20 protein-coding genes are annotated in these 21,025 nt (G+C 66.8%); 13 read left to right on the forward strand and 7 right to left on the reverse strand.

The window, feature by feature from the left end; genetic code table 11:
- The first annotated feature begins 92 nt into the window (after nucleotides 1-92).
- The gene (locus tag ACWEO2_RS24910; RefSeq protein ID WP_452407509.1) at nucleotides 93-1,064 is read left to right on the forward strand and encodes a LysR family transcriptional regulator; all 972 of its coding nucleotides are present in this window, start codon (nucleotides 93-95) and stop codon (nucleotides 1,062-1,064) included.
- 343 nt (nucleotides 1,065-1,407) lie between these two features.
- Here ACWEO2_RS24910 and ACWEO2_RS24915 read toward each other — a convergent pair whose 3' ends face one another.
- Complete coding sequence (locus ACWEO2_RS24915; RefSeq protein WP_452407575.1) at nucleotides 1,408-2,238, reverse strand: SDR family NAD(P)-dependent oxidoreductase; 831 nt, start codon at nucleotides 2,236-2,238, stop codon at nucleotides 1,408-1,410.
- Between the two features lie 243 nt (nucleotides 2,239-2,481).
- Between ACWEO2_RS24915 and ACWEO2_RS24920 the strand changes: the two genes are divergently transcribed.
- From ACWEO2_RS24920 to ACWEO2_RS24935, 4 genes are all read left to right on the forward strand, one after another.
- Nucleotides 2,482-3,672 (forward strand): NAD(P)/FAD-dependent oxidoreductase, encoded by a 1,191-nt coding sequence (locus tag ACWEO2_RS24920; RefSeq protein WP_452407576.1) that lies wholly within the window; start codon nucleotides 2,482-2,484, stop codon nucleotides 3,670-3,672.
- Entirely contained in the window at nucleotides 3,669-4,604 is a 936-nt protein-coding gene (gene sigJ / locus ACWEO2_RS24925; RefSeq protein WP_452407510.1) for an RNA polymerase sigma factor SigJ, read from the forward strand. Before ACWEO2_RS24920 ends, sigJ begins: the two co-directional genes overlap by 4 nt.
- 6 nt (nucleotides 4,605-4,610) lie before the next feature.
- On the forward strand, nucleotides 4,611-5,150 hold the full coding sequence (locus tag ACWEO2_RS24930) for a YceI family protein (protein ID WP_452407511.1): 540 nt from the start codon (nucleotides 4,611-4,613) through the stop codon (nucleotides 5,148-5,150).
- Nucleotides 5,151-5,269: 119 nt separating this feature from the next.
- A complete protein-coding gene (locus ACWEO2_RS24935; RefSeq protein WP_452407512.1) occupies nucleotides 5,270-6,223 on the forward strand; it encodes an alpha/beta fold hydrolase in 954 nt (317 codons plus the stop codon).
- A gap of 168 nt (nucleotides 6,224-6,391) precedes the next feature.
- On the opposite strand, the gene ACWEO2_RS24940 is transcribed toward ACWEO2_RS24935, so the two are convergent.
- The 5 genes from ACWEO2_RS24940 to ACWEO2_RS24960 all read right to left on the reverse strand — a co-directional run bounded on the left by ACWEO2_RS24940 (nucleotide 6,392) and on the right by ACWEO2_RS24960 (nucleotide 9,778).
- Nucleotides 6,392-6,601: a TOBE domain-containing protein gene (locus ACWEO2_RS24940; protein WP_355179796.1), complete on the reverse strand. Its 210-nt coding sequence runs from the start codon at nucleotides 6,599-6,601 to the stop codon at nucleotides 6,392-6,394.
- Nucleotides 6,602-6,730: 129 nt separating this feature from the next.
- Nucleotides 6,731-7,780, reverse strand: coding sequence for an ABC transporter ATP-binding protein (locus ACWEO2_RS24945; RefSeq protein WP_452407513.1), 1,050 nt, complete (start codon nucleotides 7,778-7,780; stop codon nucleotides 6,731-6,733).
- Nucleotides 7,777-8,589: a molybdate ABC transporter permease subunit gene (modB, locus tag ACWEO2_RS24950; protein ID WP_452407577.1), complete on the reverse strand. Its 813-nt coding sequence runs from the start codon at nucleotides 8,587-8,589 to the stop codon at nucleotides 7,777-7,779. Before modB ends, ACWEO2_RS24945 begins: the two co-directional genes overlap by 4 nt.
- A complete protein-coding gene (gene modA, locus ACWEO2_RS24955; protein ID WP_452407514.1) occupies nucleotides 8,589-9,368 on the reverse strand; it encodes a molybdate ABC transporter substrate-binding protein in 780 nt (259 codons plus the stop codon). Before modA ends, modB begins: the two co-directional genes overlap by 1 nt.
- A gap of 11 nt (nucleotides 9,369-9,379) precedes the next feature.
- Entirely contained in the window at nucleotides 9,380-9,778 is a 399-nt protein-coding gene (locus ACWEO2_RS24960) for a TOBE domain-containing protein (RefSeq protein WP_452407515.1), read from the reverse strand.
- 157 nt (nucleotides 9,779-9,935) lie between these two features.
- On the opposite strand from ACWEO2_RS24960, the gene ACWEO2_RS24965 reads away from it, so the two are divergent.
- The 4 genes from ACWEO2_RS24965 (at nucleotide 9,936) to ACWEO2_RS24980 (ending at nucleotide 14,757) form a co-directional block, all read left to right on the forward strand.
- Nucleotides 9,936-10,607, forward strand: coding sequence for a class I SAM-dependent methyltransferase (locus ACWEO2_RS24965; RefSeq protein WP_452407516.1), 672 nt, complete (start codon nucleotides 9,936-9,938; stop codon nucleotides 10,605-10,607).
- Between the two features lie 127 nt (nucleotides 10,608-10,734).
- The gene (locus ACWEO2_RS24970) at nucleotides 10,735-12,948 is read left to right on the forward strand and encodes a hypothetical protein (protein WP_452407578.1); all 2,214 of its coding nucleotides are present in this window, start codon (nucleotides 10,735-10,737) and stop codon (nucleotides 12,946-12,948) included.
- Between the two features lie 106 nt (nucleotides 12,949-13,054).
- The gene (locus tag ACWEO2_RS24975) at nucleotides 13,055-13,999 is read left to right on the forward strand and encodes an ATP-binding cassette domain-containing protein (protein WP_452407517.1); all 945 of its coding nucleotides are present in this window, start codon (nucleotides 13,055-13,057) and stop codon (nucleotides 13,997-13,999) included.
- A complete protein-coding gene (locus ACWEO2_RS24980; RefSeq protein WP_452407518.1) occupies nucleotides 13,996-14,757 on the forward strand; it encodes an ABC transporter permease in 762 nt (253 codons plus the stop codon). Before ACWEO2_RS24975 ends, ACWEO2_RS24980 begins: the two co-directional genes overlap by 4 nt.
- On the opposite strand, the gene ACWEO2_RS24985 is transcribed toward ACWEO2_RS24980, so the two are convergent.
- Nucleotides 14,741-17,866, reverse strand: coding sequence for a BTAD domain-containing putative transcriptional regulator (locus ACWEO2_RS24985; protein WP_452407519.1), 3,126 nt, complete (start codon nucleotides 17,864-17,866; stop codon nucleotides 14,741-14,743). The genes ACWEO2_RS24980 and ACWEO2_RS24985 overlap by 17 nt on opposite strands.
- A 354-nt stretch (nucleotides 17,867-18,220) precedes the next feature.
- On the opposite strand from ACWEO2_RS24985, the gene ACWEO2_RS24990 reads away from it, so the two are divergent.
- The 4 genes from ACWEO2_RS24990 to ACWEO2_RS25005 all read left to right on the forward strand — a co-directional run bounded on the left by ACWEO2_RS24990 (nucleotide 18,221) and on the right by ACWEO2_RS25005 (nucleotide 20,575).
- Nucleotides 18,221-18,865: a DUF4097 family beta strand repeat-containing protein gene (locus tag ACWEO2_RS24990; protein WP_452407520.1), complete on the forward strand. Its 645-nt coding sequence runs from the start codon at nucleotides 18,221-18,223 to the stop codon at nucleotides 18,863-18,865.
- 150 nt (nucleotides 18,866-19,015) lie between these two features.
- A complete protein-coding gene (locus ACWEO2_RS24995; RefSeq protein WP_452407521.1) occupies nucleotides 19,016-19,156 on the forward strand; it encodes a hypothetical protein in 141 nt (46 codons plus the stop codon).
- Nucleotides 19,140-19,334 (forward strand): ferredoxin, encoded by a 195-nt coding sequence (locus ACWEO2_RS25000; RefSeq protein WP_354956413.1) that lies wholly within the window; start codon nucleotides 19,140-19,142, stop codon nucleotides 19,332-19,334. The genes ACWEO2_RS24995 and ACWEO2_RS25000 overlap by 17 nt, the downstream gene beginning before the upstream one ends.
- 20 nt (nucleotides 19,335-19,354) lie before the next feature.
- Entirely contained in the window at nucleotides 19,355-20,575 is a 1,221-nt protein-coding gene (locus ACWEO2_RS25005) for a cytochrome P450 (protein WP_452407522.1), read from the forward strand.
- Nucleotides 20,576-21,025 lie beyond the last annotated feature (450 nt).

Genomic DNA, 21,025 nt, shown 5'->3' on the forward strand with positions numbered 1-21,025 from the left:
GTCTGTTGGATCGGTACACCCGTCATCCTGCGGAGAACCAAGCGTTGCCACAATGGGAACTTCAGCACTGAATCATTGACTGAAATGGAATAATGCTGGTGAACAGCCCGGATCCGGTCATCGACGCCAATCTCGCCATCGCGCTGGACGCCCTGCTGGCCGAGCACAGCGTCACCCGCGCCGCCGCCCGACTGCACACGTCGCCCGCCGCCATGAGCCGCACCCTCGCTCGCCTGCGCCGCATCCTCCAAGACCCCCTCCTGGTTCGGGCCGGACAGACCATGGTCCCCACTCCGCGTGCCCAGGCGCTGCGCGACGAAGCCGCCGCAGTGGTACGCAGCCTCGGAGCACTGCTCAGCCCCGGCACGGGCGTCGACCCTGCCGACCTGAGCAGGACCTTCACCCTCCAGGCCGCCGACCTGGTCGGCGCTGCACTGGCCCCTCGACTGCTGCAACTGGCCCAGCAGGAGGCGCCGGGGGTCTCGTTCTGGCTCCGGGCCGAGGAGTTGGAGGCCGGATCTGCACTCCGTGACGGCCGGATCGATCTGGAGATCGGATCCATCGACCACGTGGATCCCGAAACCCAGGTCGAAGAACTGGTCAGTCTGCGCATGGTGGCGGCGGTCCGGCCCGGCCACCATCTCACCGAGGAACCCTTGACCCCCGCCCGGCTCGCTGCCGCCCAGCACGTGGCGGTCAGCCGCCGTGGCCGGTTCGCCGGCCCGCTCGACACCGCGCTGGCCGAGCAGAACCTCCAACGGCGGGTCAGCGTCGTCCTCCCCAGCCACCTGGCCGCCATGACCCTCGCCGCCCGCAGCGACATCGTCTGCCTCGTACCTGCCGCACTCCCCGGTGCCGACCCGTCGCCCCTCACCGACGACGCGACCACCCTCGGACTGCACCTCCTCGACATCCCCCTGGCACTGCCGCCCCTGACCATCAGCATGGCCTGGCACCCCCGACACACAGCCGACGGAGCCCACCGCTGGCTCCGCAACGCCATCCGCCGGACCCTTCGCACAACCAAGAGCCCGACCACATCATCTGACACGCGACAGCCCTGATCATGCTGTCCGCGAATCTACGGCGGCCTGGACTGCGATGCCCGCGAAGGAGCCGCCGGATGATGGCTCTCCAGCCGGCGCCCTCCGCCGACTGCCCTGGCCGTTCATCGGCATTCCTGCTGACGATCCGGTGGTTCTGGCGCAAACCGGTGTTTGCGCCAGAACCGGGGAACCGACCGCTTCGGAGCCGGTTACCGTGGGCCACAAGGCAAGTCGGTGGCAACCGACTTGCCGGGATTCCTTGTATCCGGAGGTCTTCGCCGACGCGCCGCGGGGGCAACCGGTGAGTGGAGCAGGATCGAGATCCGGTGGGCCAGAAGCCTTCCCGCGGGGCGGTCGCCGATCAGACGGCGGCGGTGTGGCCGTCCGCTTTCGCCGAGAAGTCTTGCCAGTCGGCCCAGGTCTGTAGCCGGTCGGCGTAGACCTGCGAAACGACCTGGTTGCCTTGGGATCCGAAGAACACTCGCAAGGGCGGGTTGGCGGAGTCGACGAGTTCGACGAGCGCTCGGCCTGCCGCGGCCGGGTCGGCGGGCTGGAGCGACTGCGCGTAGGCGGCGAAGGCTTCGCGCATATCGGCGTAAAGAGGGTTGATCTCGGCGTGGACGCCACCTGCCGCACCCTCGGTGGCGTACGAGCCGGGCTCGACCACGGTCACTTTGATGCCGAAGCCGGCGACCTCTTGGGCGAGGGATTCGCTCAGACCTTCGAGGGCCCATTTGGAGGCGTGGTACGCACTGGCCAGCGGGAACGCGGCCACACCGCCGACCGAGGAAATCTGGATGATGTGCCCGCCACCGTTGTCACGCAACTGCGGCAGCGCGGCCTGCACGACCCACACCGCGCCGAACAGATTGGTTTCCAACTGATCTCGAAGTTGCTGCTCGGTCAGCTCTTCGACAGCTCCGAGCAGGCCATAGCCCGCATTGTTCACGACGACGTCGAGACGGCCGAAGTGCTCTTCGGCGTGCTTTACGGTCGCGAAGACCCCATCCCTATCGGTCACGTCCAGGTCCAGCGGAAGGATCGCATCGCCGTAGGTGGCGACCAGTTCTGCGAGGCTTTTGGAATTCCGGGCAGTCGCGGCCACCCTATCGCCCTTGGCCAGTGCGGCCTCGACGAAGTTTCGGCCGAGGCCACGGGAGGAACCGGTCACGAACCAGACCTTGCTCATGATGTCTTTCCGTTCTGTCTGCATTGGCGAATGCAGCGGGGAGGGTCGTCCTCACTGCCGATGTTCCGTGCTGCCGCACCGAACGAGCACAAGACGCCGGTAAACCCCATCCCTGTGACGGCACGACAGCGTGACGTGCGTCACCCGCACGGCCCCTTGAAGGATCGACAAGTGAGCCGCATTGGCAACTTGGGTGACCTGCGTCACGTGTTGTTATGTCTTGGTGGCGGGCGGTGTCTCGAGGGCATGAACGAGCACAGCAGCACCTGCACCAAGGTCGTCGTGATCGGCGGCGGCTACGCCGGGACCGTTGCGGCCAACCGTCTGCGGCAACGCGACGATATCGAGATCACCCTGGTCAACTCCCGCCCGCAGTTCGTCCAACGCCTGCGGCTGCACCAGTTGGTGGCCGACACCGGCGAGGCCACCGCCGACTACGGCGAACTGCTCGGTGACGACGTGCGGTTGGTCGTCGATGACGCCGTCCGCATCGATATCGCCGCGCGGACCGTGGAGTTGGCGTCGGGCCGCGCCCTGGACTACGACTATGTCGTCTACGCGGTCGGCAGCACCGCGGCGATACCGGCATCGGTACCCGGAGCAGTCGAATTCGCCTACCCCATAGCGGAATTGGAGCACGCTCAGCGGCTGCGTGCCGTCATCGACGAGTTGCCGTCGAACGCTGCGGTCACTGTCGTCGGTGCCGGGCTCACCGGGATCGAAACAGCCGCCGAGCTGGCCGAACAGGGTCACGCGGTCACGCTGGTCTCCGGGGATGGATTGGCTCCGACGTTCTCGGATCGGGGGCGGCGGTTGGTGGCCAAGTGGATGGCCAGAAATGGAGTCGAGGTGCTCGACAACATGCGCGTGGCCGAGGTGCGGCGAGATGGGGTGATACTGGCCGACGGGAGTGTGGTGCCAAGTGCGGTCACCGTCTGGACCGCCGGTTTCGGTGTGCCGGACCTGGCCGCGCGCAGCGGCCTGCAGACCGACGCGCTTGGTCGGCTCATCACCGACGAGACGCTGACCAGCATCGACAGCGGCCACATTGTCGTGGCCGGTGACGCGGCCGCGCCGTCGAGGCGGCCGCTGCGGATGAGCTGCCAGGCCGCTGGACCCCTCGGCGCTCAGGCCGCCGACACCGTGCTGGCTCGAATCGCCGGTGCTGAGCCCGCGGTGCTGGACATGGCCTTCCTGGGATCCAATGTCAGCCTCGGCCGCCGGGCCGGGATCGTGCAGCTCAGCCACAAGGACGACACACCCATGAACGCCTATATCGGCGGCCGCATCGGCGCGCCGATCAAAGAAACGGCCACCAAGTGGACGCTGTGGGGAATCCGGTGGGAAGCGCGCAAGCCGGGCGCGTTGTTCTGGGCCAAGGGCGGCAGGGGGTCGGAGCAGCCGGTGGTGGCCGCCGAGATGGTGGCAAACCCGTGAGTTCCATCGACGAGCATGCCGAGCGGTTCACCCTGTTGCGCCCGCTGCTGTTCACCATCGCCTACGAAATCCTCGGCTCCGCAACCGAATCCGACGATGTGCTGCAGGATAGCTACCTGCGCTGGGCCCAGGTAGACCTCACGACCGTGCGGGACACGAAATCGTATCTGGCGCAACTGGTTACCCGTCAGGCACTGAACGCGCTGCGGGCCAATGCCCGGCGTCGCGAGGACTACTTCGGCCCGTGGCTGCCCGAGCCGTTGCTGTTGACCGAACACGATGCCGCGGCCGATATGGTGCTCGCCGAATCGGTGTCGATGGGGATGCTCGTGCTGCTGGAAACGCTGACCCCCGATGAACGCGCGGTGTTCGTTCTGCGCGAGGTATTCGGCTTCGACTATGACGACATCGCCACGGCGGTAGGCAAATCCGTGACGGCGGTGCGCCAGCTGGCGTACCGGGCCCGCGAGTACGTGCAGGCGCGGCGCAACCGGTTCGGGCCCATCGATGCCGCGCGCACCGCCGAGCTCACCGAACGGTTCATGACGGCGGTGACCACCGGTGATATGGCGGGCCTGATGTCGATGCTCGCACCGGATGTCACCTGGACCACCGACAGTGGCGGCAAAGCCACTGCGGCGGGCCAGCTGGTGATGACGGGTGCGCAGCAGGTGGCCTCGATTCTCATCGCGCTGTTCGGCCCGATACAGCGCAGGCCGGACATGCGGATCGAGCCGGTGAACTGCAACAGCGAGCCCGCTGTTGCCATCTACACCGGCGATCACCTCGAAGGCGTCGTCTTACTCGAAATCGTTGACGGCAGGGTCGGCAACGGCTATGGCATCCGCAATCCCGACAAACTCGCCGCCCTCGCCATCGCGCGCACCATCTCGCGCAACACCCACGAAAATCCGATAGCTCACCAGGAGTGACAGACCATGTCAACCACGATCGAACTCAGCGAACTGACCGGCGACTACGTCCTCGATACCAGCCACACGCGGATCGGGTTCATTGCCCGGCACACAATGTCTACCAGGGTGCGCGGGAGGTTCGGTGCGTTCGAGGGGAGCGCGCACCTGGACGGCGCCGCACCCTCGAAATCGAGCGCCCAGCTCACGATCCAGGCGAAGAGCATCGACACCGACAACCCGCAGCGCGACGATCTACTGGGCAAAAAGTTCTTGGGCGTCGACGACCACCCGACGATCACCTACACCCTGACCCGGGTGGAGCGGTTCGACTCGACCAGCATCACGGTCACCGGTGATCTGACCATGCGCGGTGCCACCAGGCCGGTCACCGTGGACTTCGAACTGACCGGTACGGACATCGATGAGCAGGGCGCCCTCCGAGCCGGCTTCGCGGGCAGCGTCACGATCAACCGCAAGGACTGGGGCGTGCACTGGAAGGCGGCCCTGGGCATCAGCCCGAAGGTCACCCTCGAGTTCGACGTTGCCGCGATCCGGCAGTCCTGACCGACGGCGTTCCTGGGTGTGACACACGGCATTGCCGGAACCCGTCACGAACGAGCTGCCCGGCTCGTCCAGGACACGAGCCTGCTACTGCGGGAACGCTTATGCGAAAGGAGAATCGAATGGCGAACGACAGGACGTTACGCCGACACCGGTGGTCGCGAGCGCTGTCCACGATCGTCGCTTTGCTGTCCGTCAGCGTGGCGATGCCGTCGGCGGCATCGCATGCGGACAGCTCGGTGGATCGCGGCGTGCAGTCGCCGACACTCGATGGCGGGCAGTTCATCGACACCGCGGTGGCGCGCTTTCACTATCTGAAGGCGGGCGAGGGACCGCCCATCGTTCTGCTGCCGGGTGGGACACTCTGGTCGTACACCTACCGCGACATCATTGCCGCGCTTGCCACGGATCACACCGTCTATGCGGTCGACCTGCCGGGTTCGGGCTGCACCACGCTGCACGATCCGGATTTCGGATACGACGTGCGGGCGATGGCGGAGTCCTTGCGGCAGTTCATCTCTGCGATCGGCCGCACCCGTGTCTCCGTGCTGGCGCATTCCCTGAGTGGTTCTGTCGCGGTGGATTTCGCTGCGCGATATCCCTCGGAGGTGGATCAACTGGTGCTCATCTCACCACTGGTTCTGGATACCGAGCTCAATATGAACATGCGGCTGATGCGAACGCCCGTCCTGGGTGAACTGGCCACGCGGGTGATGACCGAGGACATCTATGTGGCCGGATTGCGCGGAGCGTACGCCCACCCCGAGACGTTGACGAAGGAACTCGCGGACACGTACTGGATCCCGCAGAGCCAGGCAGACAACCGCACCGCGATGTGGAAGCAGCCACGCAGTCTCGATCTGGCCGAGGTGCAACGAGAGGCGGGCACGATCAGGGCACGGACGCTGATCCTCTGGGGAGAACTGGATAGTGTCGTGAGCCCCTCGCAAGCGCAGCCGCTCGCACAACTGATCCCCGGGGCGACGCTGCGAATGCTCGCAGGCGCGGGTCACAACGCCCATGAGGATGATCCCGCCGCCGTCGATGCAGAGCTCACCGCATTCCTCGACCACTGATGATCCAGCTGCCGTCGAAGCCGAATCTTCCTGTCGGACTCGGTTACTGGCATCGGGGCTGCTCCGCCTGTGCGGGTGTGCTGCAAAGTCGGGCGCCATGGGATGGTGCGGAGGATGGTCGATCCCCTGAGTCCGGCCGCCCGATCGAGACCGGGCGGCCGGATGGAGCTAGTCGATGCCGAGGGTGACTTCGGTCGATTTGATCAGGACTTTGACGGGGGTGCCGTCGGTGAGTGCGAGGTCGTCGGCGGCATCGCGGGTGATGGAGGAGGTGATTTCATCGCCTCCGGTGAGTCGGACTCGTACGACAGCCATCGCTTCACCGCGGGTGACCGAGATGACGGTGCCGTCGAGTTGATTGCGGGTGCTCAGTCGCATGGCAGTCAGTCTAGGCAGCGGTGTGTCCAATGAGTGGGATGCGCGGCGGATCCGTGACCTGGGGCGATTCCCGGATACGTCGCGGACGTAGCGCTTGGCGGTCGAGTCGCAGGCGTCAGGTTGGGCGGATCACGCCGGGTAGATGTGGACTTCGGTGGCCTTGACCGCGGCCCACAATGGTGCGCCGTTGTGCAGGCGCAGATCGGCGACGGTTGCAGGGGTGACGTCGGCGAGGACCGATGGGCTGCCGTCCAAGCGGACTCGGGTGGTGTGGGCGTGCTGTTCGAGCCCGATTATGGTGACCGGCCAGGTGTTTCGCGGGCTGCCCGCGGGTTGTTCGGGGTGCAGGCTCACCGCGTTGGGCGGGAACGCGACATGCACTGGGCCCTGAGCCGGTTCGGCCACGGTGAGTGTTCCGCCGTCGTCGAGGTCGACGGTATTGCCGTGGGCGGTGCCGCGATAGAGGTTGAGGCCCACCAGGTTTGCGACATAGTCGGAGCGAGGTCTGCGCGCCACTTCGCCGGGTGGTCCTTCTTGGATGATATTGCCGTCTTCGAGGATGACCAGGCGGTCGGCGAGCACCATGGCGTCGAGCGGATCGTGGGTGACCAGCACCGTATGCCCGGTGTAGTCGGCGAGGTGGTGAGCGAGGTCGGAGCGAACCTGTAAACGGGTGCTCGCATCCAACGCGGCCAGCGGTTCGTCGAGCAGCAGCAGCTGCGGATCGGTCGCCAGCGCGCGGGCCAGGGCAACGCGCTGCGCCTGGCCGCCGGACAGCGCGCGGGGTTTGGCGTGTCGGTGTTCGGCGAGGCCGACCCGGTCGAGCCAATATTCGGCGCGGTCGCGGGCCGCGCGGCGGTGCTGTCCGCGGGCACGCAGTCCGAAGGCGACGTTGTCCTGGGCGGACATGTGCGCGAACAGCAGATAGTCCTGGAATACGACGCCGACCGCGCGGCGCTCGGCGGGGGTGAACAGCTTCGGCGGTGCGTCCCAGGTGTTTTCGTCGAGCCGGATGCGCCCGCCGGTGAGTGGGGTGAGTCCGGCCAGCGCCCGCAGTGCGGTGGTCTTGCCCGCCCCATTGGGGCCGAGCAGTGCGACGACTTCTCCGGCTGCCACGGTGACGTTGATGTCGAGTTCGAATCTGCCACGGGTGATGCGTATTTCGGCGTCGAGGGTCATATCGCGTCTCGGGTCCACCGGTCCCGCAGCGCCGCGAGTACGGCCACCGAGACGAACAGGAGTACCAGGCTGAGCACGATCGCGTCCTGGGGATCGGTTTCCAGGGCCAGGTATACCGCCAGCGGCATGGTCGTGGTCTTGCCGGGGAAATTGCCCGCAAAGGTGATGGTGGCGCCGAATTCGCCGAGTGCGCGGGCCCAGCACAGCACCGCGCCCGCGATCACGCCCGGCATGACCGAGGGCATGGTGACCCGTCGGAAGGTCAGCCAGCGCGATGCACCGAGGGTCGCGGCGGCCTCCTCATAGCGGGGGTCGGCTCCACGCAGTGCGCCTTCGACGGAGATGACCAGGAACGGCATCGCCACGAACGCCTCGGCGACCACGACCCCGGCGGTGGTGAAAGGCAGTGAGACACCGAACCATTCGTTCAAATGGCGGCCGATGATGCCGCGCCTGCCCAATACCAGCAGCAATGCGACCCCGCCGACGACCGGCGGCAGTACCAGCGGGACGGTCACCAGTGCCCGGACGAATCCGAGTCCCGGTATCTCGCCGCGTGCGAGCAGCCATGCCAGTGGGATACCGAATACCAGGCAGACGACAGTCGCCAGGCTTGCGCATACCAGCGATAGGCGCAGTGCCCGGCCGACTTCGGCGCTGAACAAGCGGTCGGGCATGCCGTGCCAGGGCGCGCGCAGCAGCAGTCCGACCAGCGGCAACAATAGGAACGCCAAGCCGCAGACGGCGGGCAGCACGAGGATGAGCGGCCGCCGCCCGCGTGCTGCCCGCCGTCGCGCCGACGTCCGGATCACGGCTTGTCGAATCCCGCCTTGGTGAAGACCGCGCGGGCCTGGTCGGACTCGATGAACGTGACAAATGCTGCGGCGGCAGCGGAGTTGGGTGCCTTGGCCAGTGGTGCGACCGGGTAGTCGTTGATCGCCTTATCGGCCTCGGGGAAGTCGATGCCCTCCACCTTGTCGCCCGCGGCCTGCACATCGGTGCGGTAGACCAGCGCCGCATCCACCTCGCCGAGGGTCACCTTGGTCAGCACCGCTTTGACGTCGGCCTCGCGGGTGTCGGGCTGCGGGTTGACACCCGCGACCTCGAATACGGTCTTGGCGGCGGCGCCGCACGGCACCTGCTCGGCGCACAGCGCGATCTTCGGTTCGGTCTTGCCGAAGTCGGCGAGTCCGGTGATATGGCCGGGATTGCCCTTGGGGACCGCGATTTCGAGGCGGTTGCGCACGAAGGTCACCGGCTTGGCGGTGATATCGCCCGCGTCGACGACCTGCTGCATGTTCTTCGGAGCCGCCGAGGCGAATACATCGACGGGGGCGCCCTGCCTGATCTGTTCCGCCAGCGCCGAACTCGCGCCGAAGCTGTAGACGACCTTGGTGCCGGGGTGTGCGGCCTCGAATTGCTTGCCCAGTTCGGTGAACGTCCCGGTCAGCGATGCGGCCGCGAATACCGTCACCGTTCCGGAGATCTTGTCGGTGGGGGCCGGGTCGGATGATTTATCCGATCCACAGCCGACCAGTGTCAAGGCGACGCCGCCGGTCAGGGCAACCGCACTCAGCGAACGAATCATCCTCATCCTCATCAACTTTCCGGGATTTCTACAACAACGTGGGTGGACTTGACCGACGCAACCGCCACGCTGCCGACCTCGAGGCCGAGCTCGTCGACCGATTCCCGGCTCAGCAGGGACACCAGCTTGAAGGGCCCGGCCTGCATCTCGACCTGGGCCATCACCGTGTCCTTCACGATTCGCGTCACGATCCCGCGCATCCGGTTCCGCGCGGAAACGGCCACCGTGGCACCGGGCTCCGGCGCCTCGGCGTTGGCCTGTAGAAATTCCGCCAGCTCACGGCCGCTCACGCCCTTGCGGCCGCTGTCCAGCTGGATCGCGTTCAGTCGCCCCTGATCGATATACCGCCGCACGGTGTCATCGCTGACACCCATCAAAGCAGCAACCTCGCTGATCCGCAGATTCGACACGAGTGGGAGCATATTGCCGTATCCACGGAATGTATAGCCGAATGCAGACGCGCCAGCGGATCGTTATGGATACCGGCGCGGCGGCTGCGAGCCGCGAGAGTTATTCGAAACATGACCTCACACGGCGGCGAAACGGCAGGTGCGACCATGGCCCCGCATGGACCCGCTCCCGCTCATCCCGTACCATCCGGCGCGGCAGCCGATCTCCAACAGTCCGCAAAGGAATCTATTGGGAACCAGCCTGGTCTACCGCAACGCAACCGTCTACCAACTGCTCATGCGGGGGCTGTACGGGCGGCACTATCAGGCCCGGTTTCGCGCGATTGCGGAGCTGATCCCCCAGGACGCCGATGTCGTCGACGTGTGCTGTGGTCCGGCAACGCTGTATACCCGCTACCTGCGCGGGCGAGCGGGCACTTATATCGGCCTGGATCTGAACAGCCGGTTCATCGCTCGTCTCAACGACGCGGGCGGGCACGGCACGGTGTGGAACGTGCACTCCGACGACCCGTTTCCGGAGGCCGACTATCTGGTGATGCAGGCGAGCATGTACCAGTTCCTGCCCGAGCCGGTTCCCGTCCTCGACCGGATGCTGGCGGCCGCGCACAAGCACGTCATCATCGCCGAACCGATCCGGAACCTGGCGTCCAGCAGTAACCGCGTAGTGGCCGCGATCGCTCGCCGCTACACCGACGCCGGTGAGGGGGCGCAAAGCCATCGCTTTACCGAGCAGACATTGGATGAGCTGTTCGGTCCATATGAATCTCGTATCCTGCACCGGTCGTTGATCGCCGGTGGCCGTGAGAAATTGTTCGTGCTCGCGGCATGAGGGCATCGAATACGGGCATGCCGAGGAGGGTGTGGAACTCGTGACGGACAGTGCAGTGTCGAAGGCGGCGCTGGCCGAACCTTCGGGGGCCACGCAGAACTCCACTTCCGAGCCCACTCGGCGAGATATCTCGCGGTGGGCAGCGGTCACGGCGATCGGGGTCATCGCCGGATACGCCGCGGTCCTGCTGGCCAACGGCCGTCACTTCTATACCGACGACACCGAATCCCAGTACACCGGCCTGTGGGTGGCGCTGGGGCGGGCGCTGCGCAACGGACAGTTTCCGGTGCTGTGGCCGGATCGGTGGATGTCGGGCAACAACACCATCGACGATGCGGGCCTGTTCAATCCGCCGCAGCTGTTGATCGACCTGATCGCGCCGTCGGTCGACAATCTGGCGCTGTACGCGACGATCGTCAAACTGGTCTTCTCGATCATCGCCGCCCTCGGGGTGTATCGGATCTGCCTGGCCTACGGTGGCCGCCCGGCGTGGTCGGCCGCGGCGGGCATCGCGTTCCCGCTGTCGGGTTTCTTCCTGTTCTTCGACGAGGCCAGCTGGATGACCGCCCTAACCGGCACGGCTTGGCTGGTGCACGCCTGGGCGGCCGCGGTGCGCTACACCCGTGGCAAGGCCGGTCCCGTTCCGGTGTTCGGGTATCTGTATCTGACCATCTCGACGCAGTACATCTTCCCGGCCGTGGAAGCGGCGCTGATGCTGCTCGCGGTGGCCGTCGGGGAGATCGTGTACCGCCGCGCGTGGAAACCGGTGCTGCGCCTCGCGTTTGCGGCCGCCTGCGCCGGGCTCGCCGGACTGCTCACGTTCCTGCCGAGCATGCTGGCGGCGAAGGTGACCTGGCGCGGCGTCTCCAGCATTATCAACGACCAGTTCCTCACCATTCCCTGGTCGGAATCGCTGAATGCCAGCCTGCCGAGCACGCTGCCCGCCTTCACGTCCTGGTGGGGCTATATCCAGCCGATGCCGCTCACCTACGTCGCCTGGTTCCTGATTCCGGCACTTGCCTTCATTGATTGGGGCCGGGCGCGGCAGGCTTGGCAGGAACTGTCCGCGGTCGCGCTGTTCACGCTCATCATGCTGATGTGGACCGCGGGCCCCGGCACGATCGGACCGCTGCGCTGGCCGGTCCGCGTGCTGCCGATGCTGGCGATCGGCTTGCTCGTGCTGGTGGGCGTGCTGCTCGGCCGCTATGGCACCGTCCGGAATTGGCGCAACCGCGGCATCGCCGCCGGGGTGCTGATCCTGACGCTGTGGGTGCGGTCGTTCTCCGCGGACCCACACAACGTGTTCCGGCACATCACGGCGGCGCTGGTGATCGCCGCGGTAGGCGCGGGCGTGGTGTGGCTCGGCCTGCGCCGGGGCACCGCCGCGGCCGTGGCGCTGACCATCGTCGCAATGTTCCCGATCGCCTACTACCAGGTCAATGCCGCCCAGCCGACGCCGATGCCGTGGCATCTGCCCGCGAACCGGGCCGAGGCACGAGCGGCGTTCCCCGACTTCACCGGCACCACCCTCCAGCTCGGCGAGCGCGGGCTGCTGCAGCCGAGCGACAAGAATCTCGAAGGCGCCTACGGTTCACTGGTTTTCGGCAACTACGCCGAGGACATGGAACTGAACTACGTCAACGGATACACCCCGACCGGCCACTACTACTTCGGTGAAATGCTGTGCATGCGCTGGGATTCCAGCGTCTGCCCCGACGCCTACCGCCGCGTTTTCGCACCCGAGCGCAGCACCGGTCGCCCGCTCGTCGATCTGATGCTCATCGACCGGGTCGTACTGCAGAAGGCCCTGTTTCCCGACGCTCGCAACCAGCCCGCCCCAGAGGGTTGGCAGTGGGTCGACTACCCGGGCCACGAGCGCTACATCGCCGTGCTGGAGCGGATCAACGGCCCGGTCTCCACGGTGAACGGCCGAGTCGCCGACACCCGAAACGTCACTGCCTCTTCGGTATCGGAGACCAATACCGACAGCCGTGTGCGGGTCTCCTCCGACACCGGCGGCCGCGTGGTGTTCGCCCGACTGGGCTGGCCCGGCTACCGGGTCACCCTCGACGGCAAGCCGATCCCGTTCACGACCGTGGCCAAGTCCTTTGTCGCCGTGGATATCCCCGCGGGCACCCACGACGCCGACCTGGAACTGACCTGGCGCCCGCCCGGCTGGAAGATCGGTCTGGCCACCCTGGCGGCCGGAGTGCTCGGTACGGGGCTGCTGCAATGGCTGTATATCCGCTCCAGGCGCAAAGACGAGCCGGACCGGGAGCTCAGCGCGACCGATCGCGAGTTGGCGGACATTATCGCGGCCGGACAGCAGTCGCCCGAATAGGATCGTTTGCCACCCCTGGTCCGCTGTGACCAGGTCAAATACCGTATCAGTCGGCGTGTCAGGTCGCTATCAGGTCGGTATCAGCCGGGCTGGCGACGGTGTTCACATGAACAACGCAGCAATCGCGGCCTCCGGGCTGCGGAAGGCATACGGGGACAAGACGATCCTCGACGGCATCGATCTGAATATCGATGCGGGCACGATCTTCTCGCTGCTCGGTCCGAACGGAGCGGGCAAGACGACGACGGTGAACGTGCTGACCACCCTGCAGAAGGTCGACGGCGGCACGGCGCACATCGCCGGGCACGACCTCACGGCCGAGCCCGAAGCGGTGCGCAAGGTGATCGGGGTCACCGGTCAGTTCGCCGCGGTGGACGATCTGCTGACCGGTGCGGAGAACCTGGAACTGATGGCGGATCTGCACCGCATGCGGGGTGCCCAGCGCAAGCAGGTGGTCGGCGGACTGCTGGAACGATTCGATCTGGAGGGGTCGGCGGGCAAGCTGGCCTCGACCTACTCCGGCGGCATGCGTCGGAAGCTGGACCTGGCGATGACGCTGGTCACCAAGCCGGACATCGTCTTCCTGGACGAGCCGACCACGGGACTGGATCCGCGCAGCCGTCGCACCATGTGGGAAATCGTCCGGGAGCTGACGGCCGATGGCGTGACGATCTTCCTCACCACCCAGTACCTCGAGGAAGCCGATCAGCTGGCCGACAAGATCGCGGTGCTCGACCAGGGCCGCATCGTCGCCGAAGGCACTGCCGATGAGCTCAAGCGGCGGGTGCCCGGCAGCCACATCCGGCTCCGGTTCACCGACGCCACGGAACTGGATGCGGCGGTGCGGATCCTGCCCGGCGCCACCCGGGACGACGAGGCCCTGGCCCTGCGGGTGCCGGGCGACGGCGGCTCGAAATTCCTGCGGGACCTGCTGGATCGGCTCGCCGCGTACTCGATCGAGGCCGCCGAGGTCTCCATCCATACCCCTGATCTCGATGATGTTTTCTTCGCCCTGACCGGGCGCGCTACCACGGAGGCTGTCGCACAATGAGCACCATTTCCGCATCGCTGGCCGATTCGTCGACCATGCTGCGCCGCAACTTCAAGCACATCGCCCGGACTCCGGTCACGATCTTCAATGCCGCGCTGATGCCGGTCGTGATGATGTTGATCTTCGTGTACGTCTTCGGCAACGCGTTCAATGTCGGCGAAGAGTACATCAACTACTCGACACCGGGAATGATCCTGCTGGCCATCAGCTACGGGCTGTCGGGCACCGCGGTATCGGTGAGTTCCGATATGGCCAAGGGCGTCATCAACCGGTTCAAGGTCATGTCCGTCTCCCGCAGCGCCATCCTGATCGGCCACGTCGTGGCCACCATGCTGACCAATGTGGTTGCCATTACGGCGATCATCGGCGTGGCCTTCGCGCTGGGCTTCCGGCCGGACGCGACCGCAACGGACTGGTTCGGCGCGATCGGGGTCATTGTGGCGACATCGTTTGCGGCCTCCTGGCTCACGGTGGCGCTGGGTATGGCCGCCAAGACCCCGGAGTCCGCGGGCATGAGCGTGGTGCCGCTGATCATGCTGCCATTCCTGAGCAGCGCGATCGTGCCCGCTGACCAGATGGGACAGGGCATCCGGCAGTTCGCGCAGTATCAGCCCTTCACGCCGATCATCGAAGCCCTGCGTGGATTTCTCACCGGCCACCCGTCCGGCGGCTACACCGCCGTGGCGCTGGCCTGGTGCGCCGGGTTCGCCATCGTCGGATTCCTGTGGTCCCGTGCCACTTTCAACAAGCGAGTGTAGAAGCGACCAGTTCCTGCCAATCCGCCTCCGCGCCCGTTCGCGCCGCCTCGGTGAACTTCGTGTCACCGAGGCGGCGTCGTGCTATCTGCTCGATCCGGTCCACATCCGGCAGCGAACGATCCGACAGCCCGCGCACTCCCGCACTCGCCGCGAGCAGCCGCACGGCCTGCCCGTTCTGGTCCGCACGCAGCGCCAGATCCGCGATGCCGACGAGCACATTTGCGATGAGGCGAGCATGCCCGGCTTCGGATGCCGCCCGGAACGCCGCGGCGTGGTGGGCACGGGCTTCGTCTAGGTCCTGCGCCAGGAAGCCGCGCAGTCCATGGATCATCGCGCTGTTGTGCGGCTGCTCCGCGTCTTTGCCCAGCATGGTCGTCGCGACGTCGATCTGCCGGTATGCCTGCTCGGTGTCGCCGCCCCAACGGGCCAGCTCCGCCTTTGCCAGGGCCACCTCGGCCAGCGCATTCGGCCAGGCGGCCTGATCCGCGCAGCGCTGCGCCTCGGCCACCGCGGCCGCGCTCGCCTCCGGATCGCCAAGCAGCCAATGCAACTGAGCCTGCCGCGCTCGCATCGGGACCACATCCTCGATCGCGCCGACCTCGGTGACCACCGCGATCGCCTGCTCGAAAAGCTCACACGCACTAGCGAATTCACCGCGGGTGGCCATCCGATCCGCCAACTCGGTCAGCGCGAACGAAATCCCCCAGCGCTCACCGACGGCCCGGAACTCGGCGAGCGCCGTCTCCAGATACGCGTCCGCCTCTTGCCCGTCCTGGCCCAGCACGATCCGCATCTTGCCCAACTGCAGCCTGGCCAGCGCACGCACCCAGGGGTTGTCGTCGGTGAGCAGCGATTCGAATGCGGGCAGATACTCGTCCGGCCCCCGCAACATGCGTTCCAGCGCGACAACGAAACTCAGCGCCGGATGGTGGCCCCGGATGCCCCGGCTGAGCTGGTACGCCTTGCGGATCCATTCCGCCACCTGATGCTCGTCATTGCGCCCGGAACTCAGGAAGTGCACAACCAGCCCGTACACCGTGGCCCGGGTGGCATCGTCCACCTCGCCGGGCAGGTCGGCGGCCGCCATGACAAGCTCCGTGCCCTCGGCCTTGTGCCCGCCGAGCCACCAGTACCAGCCAGCGGCCGCCGCGAGCTGGATCGCCCCGGTCGCGTCGTCGGCCGCGAGCGCGCCGCGCATCGCCACCGCGATGTTGTCGTGCTCGGCCTCGAGCGTGGCCAGCCACTCCAATTGCTCGGCCCGGCGCAGATACGGCTCCGCGGTGGCGGCGAGTCCGGTGAAGTATGCGAGATGCGCTCGGCGCGCCGAATCCGCTTCGTCCGCCTCTACGAGCCGGTCGCGGGCGTACTGCTTGATCGTGTCGAGCATCCGATAGCGCGGCCCGTCGTCCGCCGCGATGAGCAGCAGCGATTTCTCGGTCAGCGCGGTCAGCAGCTCGAGCACCTCCCACTGCTCGACTGCGGTGTTCATCCCGTCCCCCTGCCCTTCGGGCCCACCCCCCGTGCCCGCGCAAACCTGTTCGGCCGCATCCAGACTCGCGCCGCCGGAGAACACCGCGAGCCTGCGCAGGACCATCCGTTCGGCGTCGGTGAGCAGTTCCCAGCTCCAGTCGACCACCGCGCGCAGCGTCCGGTGCTGCGGTATCGCGGTGCGGCTGCCGCCGGTCAGCAGGCGGAACCGATCATCGAGGCGGTTGGCGAGCTGATCGAGGGACATGGTGCGCAATCTGGCCGCCGCCAGTTCGATCGCCAGCGGTATGCCATCGAGCGCCCGGCAGACGCGCGCCATGGTGGACAGGGTGTGGGCATCGGCCGCGAGATCCTGGCGCACCGCGCCGGCTCGGTCCCGGAGCAGCTGAACGGCCGGGGAGGACTCGATCTCGTCCGGGTTCGCGCCTTCGCCGGGCAATGCCAACGGCTCGACCTGCCATAACGCCTCACCCGTAATCCCGAGCGGTTCTCGGCTCGTCGCAAGAATCCGCAGCCGCCGACATTCCCCGAGCACTCGGTGGGCGAACGCCGCCGCAGACTCGATCACGTGCTCACAGTTGTCCAGGATCAACAGCGTTTCGCGCTCGCGGATCGCCGCGATGAGCCGCTCCATCGGTTCCGCATTCGGTGCGCCGCCGAGCAGTGCATCCCGGAGCCCGAGCGCGGCGAGCGCCGCCTGCGCCACGTCACCACCCGCGTCGGCGGACGCCAGTTCCACCAGCCAGGCCCCGTCCGGTAGGTCGTCGAGCAGAGTCCGCGCGGTTTCCAGGGCCAACCGGGTTTTTCCGGAGCCGCCGGGTCCGGTCAATGTGGTGAGCCGATGGTCGGCCAGGAGTGCGCGCACCGCGGCGATGTCGGCATGCTTGCCGACGAATCTGGTCAACTCGGCCCGCAGGTTCGTCGTGCGGTCTTCCTCCCGCGCACCCACTTCACCGCGCAGCAGCGCGACGTGCAGTGCGGACAGCTCCGGTGCGGGGTCCACGCCCAGCTCGTCGGCGAGGGCTTCGCGCGCCCGCTGATACACGGTCAATGCCTCGGCACCGCGACCCGCGGCGGCCAGTGCCCGCATCAGCGCGGCGACGAGCCGTTCCCGCACCGGATTCCGGGCCACCTCCTCGGTCAGCTCGGCGACCACTTCCGGACCCCGGCCGAGGCGGATCTCCGCTTCGTATCGGTCCTCCAAGGCGGTCAGGTGCAGCACCTCGAACCGGGTGACCACCGCGTCGACGGCCGCGCTTTCCCGTACCTCGACGTCGTGCATGGGCGCACCGCGCCACAAGGCGAGGGCATCGCGCAACAGCGGGGCCCGCTGCAAATCCGTACCGCCGCGGGCCTGGTCGAGTAGCTGTTCGAACCGCACGGCGTCGACCGCCTGGGGTTGCACCGCCAGCCGGTATCCACCGGCCTGCACATCGAGCGATCCGTCCGGCAGCGCCCTGCGCAGCCGGGAGACCAGCGCCTGCAAGGCATTCGCCGAGTCGGAGGGCGGCTGCTCACCCCAAATCCAGTCGACCAGCTGCGTTTTCGGGACCGCGCGACCGGGTTCGAGCGCGAGGGCGATCAATAGCGCCCGCAGCCGAGAACCAGATATCTCGATCAATCCGCCATCATCCACTCGGATCTCCAGCGGTCCTAGTACCCCGATCTGCACCGGACCATTCTGCCGTGGATGATCGGCGGTCGCCGGATCGCCCGCCCCCTGGGGGCAACTGCTCCGAGGCCCTAGGCGAAACAAGTTGCCGGGCAGGCGGTTCAATGCCTGCCCGTTCGTCGCCTAAACCAGCTGTGACCAGGTAAAACATCGTGTCGGTGGCCATGTCAGCTCGGCGTCAGCTCGATATCAGCCGCGCTGGCGAAAGTAATCGGCGTGAACAGCACAGCGAGTGCGGCTTCCGAACCACGGAATGCCTCCCGGTTCACATACCAACCGCTTCACCCACTGAAGGAGCCAGCCATGCCCGCATTCAAGACCCTGGAACCGATCGCCGTCGCCGTCGAGGTGCTTTCCGGCAACGTCACCGTGATCGCCTCCGACCGTACCGAGACCGTCGTCGAGGTCCGCCCGGCCGATGCGTCCAAGAAGGGCGACGTCCGCGCCGCCGAGGACACCCGGGTCGATTTCGTCGGCGGCACCCTGACCGTGCAGACGCCGAAGGACTGGCGGACCTACACCCCGTTCGGTGGCAACCCGTCGATCGAGGTGACCATCGAGGTGCCCACCGGCTCCCGCCTGAAGGCCACCGCGGGTGTGGGTCGTGTGCTGAGCACCGGCGAACTCGGCGACTGCGAGGTGGAGGTCTCCGCCGGTGACATCGTCCTCGATCGCACGCGCGGTGCGGTGACCGCGAAAGTCGCCAAGGGCGACATCCGCATCGGCGAAGCCTCGCGCGGCGTGCTGCGGCTGGAAACCTCCACAGGCGAACTGGAGGTGGGCATCCGCCCGGGCAGCGCGGCGCGAGTGGAAACCAACGCCTCGAGCGGCACCGTACAGAACCTGATGGAACCGGTCGCCCGCTCCGGGGACACCGACGACATCGTGCAGGTCTACGCGCGAAACTCATACGGCAACATCATCATCCGCCACGCCACCGCCGCCTGACGCCGCCGGATCCGTCAGCACGGGTCATGGAGCGTCGGCGACCGGGGGAGGTCCGAGATCGTCCGGTACGCGAAATGCGAAGAGCCGAAACAAGATCGGACCTCCAATAGGTCGAACACGGCGTAGGCTCGGTGTCGGGTCGATTCAGAAATGGCGACCTTCGGGCCGCGAAAGACATACGGGGACAAGGTGATCCCCGATGTCATCGAGCTGCGCACCGAAGCGCTCGGCTACGGCGCGCTCCCTCCCGGTCATGCGGGAAGAAGGGGAACCAATGGAAATCAGGGTTGACCGCGAGCGCTGCATCAGCGCCGGTATGTGCGCACTGACCGCCCCCGAAGTGTTCGACCAGGACATCGAGGACGGCCGGGTGGTGGCGCTGGAGTCCACCCCCGCGCCCGAGCGGGAGTCGGCCGTGCGCGAGGCCGTCCAGCTGTGTCCGTCCGGCGCGATCACCGTCGTCCGATAAGGGCTACGAAAGGAAATTCAATGAATCACCCCATTCCGCACGGCCTTCCCATGGAGCGCGATGCCGGCCCCTTCGACCCGCCCGCCGAGATCACTCGGCTGCGCGAGGCTCGCCCGGTCAGCCCCATGGTCTTTCCCGATGGTCACGAGGGCTGGCTCGTCACCGGCTACGACGCGGCCCGCAAGCTCCTGGCCGACACCCGGTTCAGCTCCCGCCAGGACATCGGCGTTGTCCACGTGCCATACGAGACTCCCGGTATGCCCAGCTCTAACGAGCCGTCCCCACAGGTGCCGGGCTTGTTCGTCGCCATGGACCCGCCGGACCACACCCGGCTGCGGCGCAAGCTCACCGGCGCCTTCACCGTCAGACGCGTGAAACAGCTCGAAGAGCACATCACCGACATCGTCGAGCGGCAGCTGGACGAGCTGGCGCGCCGCACCCCGCCGGTCGACCTGGTCAAAGAGTTCACGCTGCCGGTGCCCTCGCTGGTGATCTGCGAACTGCTCGGTGTGCCCTATGCCGACCGGGAGACCTTCCAGGTCAACTCGGCCAAGTTCCTGGTCAGGGACCAGTCGCTGGAAGAGAAGATGGCCGCGTACGGCGCGATGACCACGTACCTGGCCGGACTGGTCACCCGCAAGCGCGCCGAACCCGGCGAGGACATACTGTCCGATCTGGCCCGCGATGACGACCTCAGCATGGAGGAGTTGGTCGGCATCGCCTTCATGCTGCTGCTCGCAGGCCATGAGACCACCGCCAACATGCTGGCACTGGGCACCTTCGCGCTCCTCGAGCATCCGGAGCAGCTGGCCGAACTGCGCGCCGACCCGGGTCTGCTACCCGATGCCGTCGAGGAACTGATGCGCTACCTGTCCGTTGCCGACATCTTCTATCGCTACGCCACGGAGGACATCGAACTCGGCGGTGAAACGATCGGCAAGGGATCGACCGTCGTTGTCTCGCTGCTGGCCGCCAACCGCGACCCCCAGCGCTTCGACAACTCCGACGCCCTGGATATCCACCGGACGGCCCGAGGTCACACGTCCTTCGGCCACGGCGTGCACCAATGCCTCGGCCAGCAATTGGCCCGCATCGAGATGCGCGCCGGTTTCGCCGGACTCCTGCGTCGCTTCCCGACCCTCGAGCTCGCCATCCCCGCCGCCGAGGCGAAACTCAAGACCGACATGAATATCTACGGCGTCCACGAACTGCCGGTCACCTGGACCGAAACGCCTCGGTAATACCCAGGCGGATACCGGAAAAGCTACCTCGGCACCCGCGGTGACCACCGGGCTAGCAGTATCAGCCCAGGCTGCGACGACATCGACACCGCAGCAGGCTGACTGGTGGACGGTCGACTTCCTCGGCTGAGCGTTTGCGCTGAAACCGAGAGGTTGCGTCGGCCGCTCCACCATCCACCGCATCATCGGCAACGCGCCGCGGGGGTAGCTCCACTGTCGGTTCTCGAAGGCGCTTCAGTGATTTTCGAAGTCACGTTCAGTGGCAGTTCTCAGGATTACCGCGACATGTCCTCGGCCGACTCGGCGAGACCGCGGTGAGTTCGTAGCGCAGCGAGGCTGGTCGGCAACGATGTCGTGTGCCATTTCCGGTTCGGTTGTCCGGCGGGTGCATGCTGGTGTTGGATTCGGGACAGCGATCGCGGCCACCGACCAGGCAGCAATGACCAGACG

It is taken from the genome of Nocardia sp. NPDC004278 (genome assembly GCF_053602975.1).

What these genes read in the sequence shown, in the direction of transcription:
- ACWEO2_RS24910 (WP_452407509.1), top strand. Translation starts at nt 93, where the DNA reads ATGCTGGTGAACAGCCCGGATCCGGTCATCGACGCCAATCTCGCCATC.
- ACWEO2_RS24920 (WP_452407576.1), top strand. Translation starts at nt 2,482, where the DNA reads ATGAACGAGCACAGCAGCACCTGCACCAAGGTCGTCGTGATCGGCGGC.
- ACWEO2_RS24930 (WP_452407511.1), top strand. Translation starts at nt 4,611, where the DNA reads ATGTCAACCACGATCGAACTCAGCGAACTGACCGGCGACTACGTCCTC.
- ACWEO2_RS24935 (WP_452407512.1), top strand. Translation starts at nt 5,270, where the DNA reads ATGGCGAACGACAGGACGTTACGCCGACACCGGTGGTCGCGAGCGCTG.
- ACWEO2_RS24940 (WP_355179796.1), bottom strand. Translation starts at nt 6,601, where the DNA reads ATGCGACTGAGCACCCGCAATCAACTCGACGGCACCGTCATCTCGGTC.
- ACWEO2_RS24945 (WP_452407513.1), bottom strand. Translation starts at nt 7,780, where the DNA reads ATGACCCTCGACGCCGAAATACGCATCACCCGTGGCAGATTCGAACTC.
- modA (WP_452407514.1), bottom strand. Translation starts at nt 9,368, where the DNA reads ATGATTCGTTCGCTGAGTGCGGTTGCCCTGACCGGCGGCGTCGCCTTG.
- ACWEO2_RS24965 (WP_452407516.1), top strand. Translation starts at nt 9,936, where the DNA reads ATGGACCCGCTCCCGCTCATCCCGTACCATCCGGCGCGGCAGCCGATC.
- ACWEO2_RS24975 (WP_452407517.1), top strand. Translation starts at nt 13,055, where the DNA reads ATGAACAACGCAGCAATCGCGGCCTCCGGGCTGCGGAAGGCATACGGG.
- ACWEO2_RS24980 (WP_452407518.1), top strand. Translation starts at nt 13,996, where the DNA reads ATGAGCACCATTTCCGCATCGCTGGCCGATTCGTCGACCATGCTGCGC.
- ACWEO2_RS24990 (WP_452407520.1), top strand. Translation starts at nt 18,221, where the DNA reads ATGCCCGCATTCAAGACCCTGGAACCGATCGCCGTCGCCGTCGAGGTG.
- ACWEO2_RS24995 (WP_452407521.1), top strand. Translation starts at nt 19,016, where the DNA reads ATGGCGACCTTCGGGCCGCGAAAGACATACGGGGACAAGGTGATCCCC.
- ACWEO2_RS25000 (WP_354956413.1), top strand. Translation starts at nt 19,140, where the DNA reads ATGGAAATCAGGGTTGACCGCGAGCGCTGCATCAGCGCCGGTATGTGC.
- ACWEO2_RS25005 (WP_452407522.1), top strand. Translation starts at nt 19,355, where the DNA reads ATGAATCACCCCATTCCGCACGGCCTTCCCATGGAGCGCGATGCCGGC.